The organism is Streptomyces sp. NPDC055078, assembly GCF_053607985.1.
Map to the genome: position 1 here is coordinate 1 of NZ_JBSGUP010001128.1, position 1303 is coordinate 1303.

The following is a 1303-nucleotide window of genomic DNA, read 5'->3' on the forward strand; positions in this document are numbered from 1 at the left end:
TTGTTCTCGCCTCTGCCCTTGGGGAGCGGGTTGGTGCGTATGAGTCTGCGTTTGACCGCGTGCTCCATGGCCGGGTTCATGATGCGGCGGTTGCGGGAGACGGAGCTGGCGGCGGCGGGCTTCCCGTTCAGGAGAGTGCCGAGTGCGGTGACGAAGTTCTCTGCCGTGTCCTCGTCGTCCAGGTTCGCCACAGGCGACGTGTTGCGCTGGACCCAGTCCAGGATTTCCCGGACCTCGCCGGGGATGTCCTGATCGGCGCGTCGTTTTGCGTTGAAGGCCCACTCACGCAGCGCTGTCCGCACCTCGACGGGTTCGAAGTGTCCTGGCAGTGGGCTCCTCAGGAGGGCGATGGTGGCGGTGGTCATCGCTTTGGAGAGGTTCTTGCGGGTGTTCCCAGCGATCTTGGGCCACTTCCCGTCGACGTAGGCAACGGCGAAGTCGTACCAGCGCATCCCGGCGGCGCTGGTCTCCAGCGTGGCCGGGAGTCCCGTGGTGGTGCTGAAGAGTTCGCCTTTCTTCTCCGCGGCGACCAGCTGGGACCTGCGGGTGTTCGCCTGCGCGGATGTCTTGTAGGTCTTGCTGAACACCTGGCCGTCCACCTTCCAGCGGACGGTGTAACTGAATCCTTTCGCCAGCCGGTTCACCTTGGTGGTGAATACCCGGACGCTGACAGTGCCGTTCACGTATAGTCCTCGCAATCAGTTAGCCAGTTTTCTAGATCACTGCGCCGCACGCGAATGGAACCGTTGGGCAGCCGTATGCAGCGCGGGCCGCGGCGCTTCTGTCGCCAGTCGTAGAAAGTGGACCGGGAGATCTGGAGTTCGTCGCAGACTTCATCCACCGTCAGCTTCTGTCCGGGGCGGGTCGCGACCGTCACCGGGATACCTCAAGGCAGTGAGCGCTTACAGCGTTCGACTTTGAAGTGGCCACGGACCAATGCGTGGGGCGGTATTGGAAATGGGCAGGGGGTAGCGCGGATCGGCACATGAAGGGGGTGCTTCTTTCTGGGCAGCGGACCGAATGGATGGCCGGCAGTGAGGGCAGCACCAGAGGCCCCACAGCGTTCTGACGTGTGGTTTCCCTGCCTCAGCGGACCGGCCGTTCGCGAATGGCCAGCAGCCGCGTTCTCCTCCTTCGCGTTCCGGGCAGCACTGTCCACTCCGTTCGCAACAGGTCCACCGCCAAGCAGCCCGTGCGAACGACATCAATAGTCCGGACGATCCCCGGTTTGGCGAACCGGGGATCGTCGGCTATACATCGCACTACGTCCGTCCGACCTGATCCTGTGTCACGTAGCCCATAG

Annotated in this window: 1 protein-coding gene and 1 pseudogene; both read right to left on the reverse strand. The window is 63.4% G+C overall.

Annotated elements, in window-relative coordinates:
• Nucleotides 1-683, reverse strand: a pseudogene (locus ACWF94_RS40675) (tyrosine-type recombinase/integrase); the annotation flags it as partial.
• The gene (locus ACWF94_RS40680; protein ID WP_453500358.1) at nt 680-877 is read right to left on the reverse strand and encodes a helix-turn-helix transcriptional regulator; all 198 of its coding nucleotides are present in this window, start codon (nt 875-877) and stop codon (nt 680-682) included. The gene ACWF94_RS40680 and the pseudogene ACWF94_RS40675, both read right to left, overlap by 4 nt.
• Nucleotides 878-1303: the final 426 nt, after the last annotated feature.